This window comes from Pseudomonas sp. BAY1663 (assembly GCF_000582595.1).
Classification (GTDB): Bacteria; Pseudomonadota; Gammaproteobacteria; order Pseudomonadales; family Pseudomonadaceae; genus Stutzerimonas; species Stutzerimonas stutzeri_AF.
Window position 1 is genome coordinate 1 of record NZ_AZSV01000132.1, and the last position, 7,636, is coordinate 7,636.

Here is a 7,636-nt window from a genome sequence, read left to right on the forward strand (position 1 = left end):
TAGCAGGCCGGCGACCCGGATAGGGCGTTCGGCGGTACGCAGCGCCGGGGTGGTGGGCTGCGACGAAGGCCATGCGAGGATCGTTCCGGCTTGCGAAGACCCCCGTCCCGCCTGGCTTTCCTGGGGAGGTCGGCGGCGCGGGCGCGCCACTATACGGGGAAAATGCCCCGTTGAGCAGCGCGGTTCGCACCGCAATGGGTGTCGTCCTGCCGTGCCCTCGAGCCGCCGCGCGCGGGAGCGCCCGTGCATCGTGCCGGGCGGCCTCAGGCCTCGCCGGGGTACTGCGAAGCCTTCAGCAGGCGCGTCAGGTGGATGCTGTTGCGTGCCAGGGTCTGGGTGCTTTGCGCCACCTTTTCCGGGGGCTGCGGCAGGTCCTTGTAATCCGTGCCCTGCATGGCCTCGCCGACCCAGTAGGTCACGGCGTTGGGCGCCAGCGAAAAGCGAGATCGTTGAGCCCCTGGAAGATCTGCGCGCTGACATGGTGCGCGCCGTCTTCGTTGCCGACCACGGCGACGCCGGCGACCGTGCCGTAGGAGAGCATGCGCCCGACGTCGTCCGTCTCGCCGAGCAGGGCGTCCAGGCGCTCCAGGACGCGCTGGCAGACGCTCGATGGATGGCCGAGCCAGATCGGCGTGCCGAGCAGGAAGATATCCGCGGCGAGGATCTTGCTGCGCAGCAGCGGCCAGTCGTCGCCGTCGCCCTCGTCGGAGCTGACGCCGGGCTTGATGTTGAAGTCCACGGCGCGCAGCAGCTCGCCGTAGGCGCCCCGTTCGGCGAAAGCGCCCAGGGCCTGGCGTAGCAGCAGTTCGCAGGACGAATCGTTGGGCGAGGGCTTGAGTGTGCAGTTCAGGGCGAAGACCGAAAGCGACATGACGCGGCTCCTGTCGGCGGGGACGATGTTGCTTAGGACCGCGCAGGCGCCGGACGTTCTGCCGGAGATGGACGGGCGGGCATGCCGGTGCCGCTAGGCCGCGTTGCCCGTGATGACGAGAAAGCCCCGCCGACTGCCATCGGACGGGGCTTTCCAGGTGCTGTCGGCCCGCGCGGATGCTGCGGTCAGAAGCGGTAGGTCACTTCATCATCGCGATCACGCGGTTGCGCAACTCCGGGTCGGTCTGTACCGCCTGGTTGATGGCGTTGTACTCGTCGATGCTGATGTCGTTCTTTTCGATCACCCCGAGCATCTGCTCGTTGGCTTCCTGCTGCAGTTCGCGCGCCTGGGTGGCGTCCTCGGTCTGCTGCAGCTTGCCGGTGAACTCCTCGCGGATCTCCATGATCTCGCCGAGCGAACTGGCGAAGCCTTCCAGCTTGTCGTCGCTGAACTGCTGGGTGCCGGCCGCCGGTTGTGCGGCGGGCGCCGGTTCGGCAGGTGCCTGCGCGAGGGCGAGCGGCGCGCCGAGGCCGAGGAACAGCGAAAAGAGGCCGACGAGAGCGAGACGGGCGTTGGGCTGGGTCATATTCATTCCTTGCGTTCGATTGAGACGCCAGGTCGGGTGCAGGCGCTGTGCCAATTTCGATCGATTTGCATAACAAATTGATAAATAAGGTTTTTTACAGCTCGTCAGGGTGCCGTGGACCCGCTGGAAGGGCGCCTGTATCGTGCCGATATGACACATGTATCAATCTGGCAGCGGCCATCCAGCCTGCGCGGCGCACTGTTGCTCAAGGTCGTCGTGCCGCTGCTGGCGATCATGTTCGGCTTCTCTTCGGTGCTGCTGTGGACGGTCGAGCGCAATAGCGAGCGGCGCTTGCAGGCCGAGGTCGAGCTGGTGGCGCGAGCGATTCGCCTGCCGCTGAGCGCCAGCCTGGAGCGGAACCACGAACGCACCCTGCAGCAGGTGCTGGAATCGGTGCTCGGCGTCGGCCGCGTCTACGGCGCCTACGTCTACGACCGCGACGGCAACCTGGCCGCCTCCGCCGGGGTGGTCGAGCCGGACCAGGACCAGGCGGCGATCCAGCAGCTCACCGCCGGCGGCGAGCTGACCGGCGCGTACCAGCGCATCAGGGGCCGCGCGGTGTATTCCTACTTCGTCCCGCTGGCCGAGAGCGGCGGGCAGATCAACGGCCTGTTGCAGGTCACCCGGCGCTGGGGCGATTTCGAGCAGGACATCCGCCGCCTGCGGCTGATCGCCGGTGGGCTCGGCGGCCTGCTGGCCGGCGCGGCGCTGGTGGTGATCCTGCTCGGCCATCGTTCGGCGGTGGGCAAGCACCTGCGGCAGTTGACCGGCAGCATGGTGCGGGTGGCGGCGGGCGATCGCGCACACCGTGCCTCGGCGGCCGGACCGCAGGAGATCGTGCTGCTGTCCGGTGCGCTCAACGCGATGCTCGACAGCATCGCCGCCGCCGAACGCCAGGTTGCCGAACAGCAGGCCCGCGAGGAGGCGTTGCAGGCGCGCCTGCGCCAGACCCAGCAACTGGCCGCGGTCGGCCGCCTGGCCGCCGGCGTGGCGCACGAGCTGGGCAGCCCGCTGAGCGTGATCGACGGCAAGGCGCAGCGGGTGCTGCGCGACGACGAACTGAGTGAGCCGCATCGCCGTGCGCTGCTGCAGGTCCGCCAGCAGGTGGCGCGGCTCAGCGCCATCGTCCGCCAGCTGCTGGATTTCGGCCGCGCCGCCGGCTCGCCGCTGCGCCGCGTTCCGACCGAGGTGCTGGTGCATTCGGCCGCCGCCGCGGTGGCCGACGAGCTGGCGGCATTGCGGGTCGCGTTGGAACTGCAGGCACCGGCGCAGACACTGCATTGCCGGTCGACCCGCCGCGCTTCGAGCAGGCGCTGACCAACCTGCTGCGCAACGCCGCCCAGGCCAGCCCCGGCGGGCGCGTGCGGCTGCGTTGGTGGCACCAGGCCGACCAGCTGCTGTTGCAGGTCGAGGACGATGGCCCGGGTATCGCCGAGGCGCATCGTGGCGCGCTGTTCGAGCCATTCTTCACCACCAAGCCGGTGGGCGAGGGCAGCGGCCTGGGGCTGGCCGTCGCCCACGGCGTGGTCAGCGAGTGCGGCGGGCGTATCGGATTGGTCAGCGGCCAGCTGTCGGGCGCGGCGTTTCGTATCGCGCTGCCATTGAGCGAAGAGGAGGACGAGCATGAGTGATGCGCTGCAGGAACGGGTCCTGCTGGTCGAGGACGACGACGGCCTGCGCCAGTTGCTGGTCGAGGAGCTGGAGGACCGCGGCTTGCAGGTGCGCGCACGGGCCAGCGCGGAACAGGCCGCCGGCGAACTGGAAAGCTGGGAGCCGGCGCTGGTGGTCAGCGACCTGCGCCTGCCCGGTGCCGACGGCATGGCGCTGCTGCGGCGGGTCAAGGCGATGCAGGCGGCGCCGGCGTTCCTGGTGATCACCGCGTTCGGCAGCATCCAGCAGGCGGTGGCGGCGCTCAAGGAGGGCGCCGACGAATTCCTCACCAAGCCGCTGGACCTCGAGCACTTCGCCCTGGCCGTCGCGCGCGCGCTGGAGACCCGCCGCCTGCGCGACGAGGTGCGGCGCTTCCAGCAACTGCTCAGCGACGACCGCTTCCACGGCATGCTCGGCCGCAGCCGGGTGATGCGCGGGCTGTTCGACCAGATCCGCCAGCTGGCGCGCGCCGAAGGGCCGGTGCTGGTGATCGGCGAGAGCGGCACCGGCAAGGAACTGGTGGCGCGCGCGGTGCATGCCGAGAGCGCGCGCGCCGAGCGACCGTTCCTGGCGATCAACTGCGCCGGGCTGCCGGCCGAACTGCTGGAAAGCGAATTCTTCGGCCATGTCGCCGGCGCCTTCACCGGCGCCAGCCGCGCGCACAAGGGCCTGTTCCAGCAGGCCGACGGCGGCACGCTGTTCCTCGACGAGATCGGCGAGATGCCGCTGCCGTTGCAGGCCAAGCTGCTGCGCGTGCTGCAGGAGGGCAGCATCCGCCCGCTGGGCGCCGAACGCGAGCTGCAGGTGGACGTGCGCATCATCGCCGCCAGCAACCGCCCGCTGGAAACCGCGGCCGGCCGCGAGGCGTTCCGCGAGGACCTGTTCTTCCGCCTGGAGACCTTCATCCTGCAGGTCCCGCCGCTGCGTGAGCGCGAGGAGGACCTGGAATTGCTCGCCGCCGGCTTCGTCGCGCACTTCGCCGCGCGCAGCGGGCGGCCGGTGCGCGGGCTGTCCACCGCGGCGCTCGAACAGCTGCGCCGCTATCCCTTTCCCGGCAACGTGCGCGAACTGCAGAACGCCATCGAGCGTGCGGTCACCTTCTGCCATGGCCGCAGCATCGAGCTCGAACACCTGCCCAGCCGCATCGCCGGCTACCGCGACGACAGCGCGCGCAACGCCGGCGGCGAACTGCTCGCCCGGCTCAGCGACGGCCCGCTGCTGCCGACCCTGGACGAACTGGAGCGACGCTATATCGCGTACGTGCTCAAGCAGGTGGACGGCAACAAGCGCCGCGCCGCGGCGCTGCTGGGCATCGGCCGGCGCACGCTGTACCGACGGCTGGGCGAGCGCGAGGAGGGGGGCTCGCAGTCCGAAGCCTGACGCTCGAAAAGGCATGGCCCGTTCCTCCTTCGGGGGCCGCTTCGGGTGGTAAAGCGCGGATTCGCCGCTACGCTGAAGCAGGCTGCTCGCCGCTTTGCGCAGATAACAACAACGATGGCCGCCCACCGAGCGGCGCCATGAGGTGCGTGCCATGAAGACTCTCCACTTGACCCTGAGCGCCCTGCTCACCCTCGCTGCGCCGCCGCCAGCGCCGCGCCGACCAGCGACGAAGCGCTGGAACGCATGCGTTCGATGAAAACCACCGGCCAATCGCTGGATATGAAGACCGTCCCGCAGGACGGGCCCACGGCCGATGCCATCCGCGAGAACCTCAAGCGCATCAAGCTGCCCGAGGGCTTTCGCATCGACCTCTACGCCGTGGTGCCGGATGCGCGGCACATGGCGGTGGGACCGTCCAGCGGCGTGGTCTTCGTCGGCACGCGCAAGACCGACCTGTGGGCCGTGACCGACCGCACCAAGAACCGCACGGCGGACGAGGTCAAGCGCTTCGCCCCGGCGATCTCCTTCACCCAGCCGGGGCCCTGCTTCAGCCCGGACGGCTTCCTCTTCGTCGCCGAGCACAACCGCGTGCTGGTGTTCCCCGCCGCGGAGTTCTTCTACGAAGGGCCGGACGTGGCGGCCGACATCGTGGTGCCGACCGGCGAGCTGATCCCCCAGGACGAGGAAAGCTACAACCATGGCGCGCGGGTCTGCGCCATCGGCCCGGACAACAAGCTCACCGTCTCGCTCGGCCAGCCGCACAACGTGCCGCCCAAGGACAAGCTGGACCTCTACGCCGAGCGCGGCATCGGCGGCATCGTGCGCATGGAGCGCGACGGCAGCAAGCGCGAGGTGTTCGCCAGTGGCGTGCGCAACTCGGTGGGCATCGCCTACCACCCGACGACCAAGGAGCTGTGGTTCACCGACAACCAGGTCGACGGCATGGGCGACGACATTCCGCCGGGCGAGATCAACCATGCGCCCAAGGCCGGCATGCGCTTCGGCATGCCCTGGTACGGCGGCGGCCAGGTGCGTACCAACGAGTACGCCGACGAAACCCCGCCGGAGGGCCTGACCTTCCCGGTGGTGGAAACCACTGCCCATGCCGCCGACATGGGCCTGGCCTTCTACACCGGCAAGCAGTTTCCCGAGCAGTACCGCGGCGGCCTGTTCAGCGCCCAGCGCGGCAGCTGGAACCGCACCGTGCCGGCCGGCGCGCGGGTGATGTTCACGCCGTTCGCCGCCGACGGCAGCGGCCCCTCCGGCGAGACCGTGCCCTTCGCCGAAGGCTGGCTGGATGCGGACACCGGCGAGTACTACGGCCGCATCGTCGACGTCGCCCAGCTCAAGGATGGCTCGCTGTTGGTCAGTGACGACACCGCCGGGGCGATCTACCGCATCTCCTACCAGGGCAACTGAACCGAGGGGAACGCCATGCCGCTCGCCGGAAACGATCGCCCGCGCCCGCATTGGCTTGCGCTGCTGACGCTATTGTGCCTGGCGCTCCCGGCGCAGGCGGACCTCGCCGAGGGCAAGGCCCGCGCCAGGATGTGCGCCGCCTGCCACGGCATCGATGGCTCAGCAAGGTTGCCGATGCCCCGAACCTGGCCGGCAACGGCGAGCTCTACCTGACCCGCCAGCTGCAGGCGTTCCGCTCCGGCGAGCGCAAGCATCCGCAGATGAGCGTCATCGCCGCGGGCCTGAGCGAGGCGGACATCGCCGCCGTGGCGGCCTGGTATGCGGCGATCAAGGTCAGCGTCGAACTGCCGGAATGATGCCGCACGCCCCTCTTCAGCGTCGCTGACCGCCGTGCTGTCCCTGGGCAGCACGGCGTCAGTCCCGTCGCCAGTGCGCGCCGACGCAATACTCCTCGTCGTTGGCGTGAACTTCAGCTCGCCAGTTCGCCATCGTAGGCGGCTTCCAGCGCGTGGCCGATGCGCTGCGCCAGGTGCAGGCCGGTGCTGGTCAAGGAAGACCCTGGCAGCGCGGTGCGAGCCAGCGACCGACGGTTGCGATGATTTGTCGCGAGCGGCCTGTCGAGGGGCGATTCTTGAGCCAGACTCCTGGAATGCCGCGTCGTACGGAGGAGCCGCCATGCCACCGATGATTCCTTTTCCCAACCGTGTACAGGCCGGTCGGGCGCTGGCCGAGCGGCTGGCGCAGGCGGCCAGCTGGAGCGGTGCGCTGGTGCTCGCGCTGCCCCGTGGCGGCGTGCCGGTGGCCTATGAAGTGGCCGACCGCCTGGGCCTGGAGCTGGACATCCTCGTCGTGCGCAAGCTCGGCACGCCGGGCAACCCCGAACTGGCCATGGGCGCGATCGCCAGTGGTGGCGTGCGGGTGATGAACGAGGACATCGTCCACTACAGCCACGCTTCCCACGCCGAGATCGAGGGCACCGTCATCCAGGAGAGCCATGAACTGCAGCGGCGTGAGCGGGCCTATCGCGGCGACCGGCCGCGCCCGGTGCTCCGGGACCGTGCGGTGATCCTGGTGGACGACGGCCTGGCCACCGGCGCGACCATGCGCGCCGCGGTCCAGGCCGTGCACAAACTGGGGGCCGGCAGTGTCACGGTGGCGGTCCCGGTGGGGGCGCCGGAGAGCGTCGCGCAACTGGAACAGCTGGCCGACCGCGTCGTCTGCCTGCATCTGCCCCACGACCTGTATGCCATCGGTCGTTGGTACGTGAATTTCGACCAGACGTCCGACCGGCAGGTGATGGACCTGCTGCAGCAGGCCTGGAGCAGGGGAGGAGAACCGGCATGAATCAACACCCGTCGACACCGATGCGCTTCACCCTCGGCAAGGCCCGCCTGCATGGCGATCTGTGCGTGCCGCAGGGCGCCAGCGGCCTGGTGGTGTTCGTGCATGGCAGCGGCAGCAGCCGGCACAGCCCGCGCAACCAGAGCGTGGCGCGCTATTTCAACGGGCTGGGGCTCGGCACGCTGCTGTTCGACCTGCTTACCACCAGCGAGCAGCCGATCGACGAGATCACTCGCCAGTTGCGCTTCGACATCCCGCTGCTCAGCCAGCGCCTGAACGGGGTGGTGGATCAGCTGGGGCACGAGGCGAACCTGCGCGACCTGCGCATCGGCCTGTTCGGCGCCAGCACCGGTGCCGCCGCCGCGCTGATCACCGCGCGTCGCGGCCGG

The 7,636-nt window shown here is 69.7% G+C and carries 7 protein-coding genes and 2 pseudogenes; 6 read left to right on the plus strand and 3 right to left on the minus strand.

Annotated elements, in window-relative coordinates; genetic code table 11:
• Positions 1–263 precede the first annotated feature (263 nt).
• The 3 genes from BAY1663_RS25575 to BAY1663_RS21415 all read right to left on the minus strand — a co-directional run bounded on the left by BAY1663_RS25575 (position 264) and on the right by BAY1663_RS21415 (position 1,457).
• Entirely contained in the window at positions 264–419 is a 156-nt protein-coding gene (locus BAY1663_RS25575) for a hypothetical protein (protein WP_256206931.1), read from the minus strand.
• Entirely contained in the window at positions 416–871 is a 456-nt protein-coding gene (locus tag BAY1663_RS21410) for a flavodoxin family protein (protein WP_256206932.1), read from the minus strand. The genes BAY1663_RS25575 and BAY1663_RS21410 overlap by 4 nt, the downstream gene beginning before the upstream one ends.
• Positions 872–1,070: 199 nt before the next feature.
• Positions 1,071–1,457 carry a DUF4168 domain-containing protein gene (locus BAY1663_RS21415; RefSeq protein WP_037044850.1) on the minus strand — a complete coding sequence of 129 codons (387 nt, stop codon included), beginning with the start codon at positions 1,455–1,457 and terminating at the stop codon, positions 1,071–1,073.
• Positions 1,458–1,607: 150 nt separating this feature from the next.
• Here BAY1663_RS21415 and BAY1663_RS21420 point away from each other — a divergent pair.
• From BAY1663_RS21420 to BAY1663_RS21445, 6 genes and pseudogenes are all read left to right on the plus strand, one after another.
• A pseudogene (locus BAY1663_RS21420) lies at positions 1,608–3,088 on the plus strand (sensor histidine kinase).
• The gene (locus tag BAY1663_RS21425) at positions 3,081–4,487 is read left to right on the plus strand and encodes a sigma-54 dependent transcriptional regulator (protein ID WP_037044853.1); all 1,407 of its coding nucleotides are present in this window, start codon (positions 3,081–3,083) and stop codon (positions 4,485–4,487) included. The pseudogene BAY1663_RS21420 and the gene BAY1663_RS21425 overlap by 8 nt, the downstream one beginning before the upstream one ends.
• Positions 4,488–4,638: 151 nt before the next feature.
• Positions 4,639–5,906 (plus strand): annotated as a pseudogene (locus BAY1663_RS21430) (sorbosone dehydrogenase family protein).
• Between the two features lie 131 nt (positions 5,907–6,037).
• Positions 6,038–6,262 (plus strand): hypothetical protein, encoded by a 225-nt coding sequence (locus BAY1663_RS21435; protein ID WP_256206937.1) that lies wholly within the window; start codon positions 6,038–6,040, stop codon positions 6,260–6,262.
• 319 nt (positions 6,263–6,581) lie between these two features.
• Positions 6,582–7,250 carry a phosphoribosyltransferase gene (locus BAY1663_RS21440; RefSeq protein ID WP_037044856.1) on the plus strand — a complete coding sequence of 223 codons (669 nt, stop codon included), beginning with the start codon at positions 6,582–6,584 and terminating at the stop codon, positions 7,248–7,250.
• The coding region (locus BAY1663_RS21445; RefSeq protein WP_371257647.1) for a dienelactone hydrolase family protein at positions 7,247–7,636 on the plus strand (390 nt) is incomplete at its 3' end. The genes BAY1663_RS21440 and BAY1663_RS21445, both read left to right, overlap by 4 nt.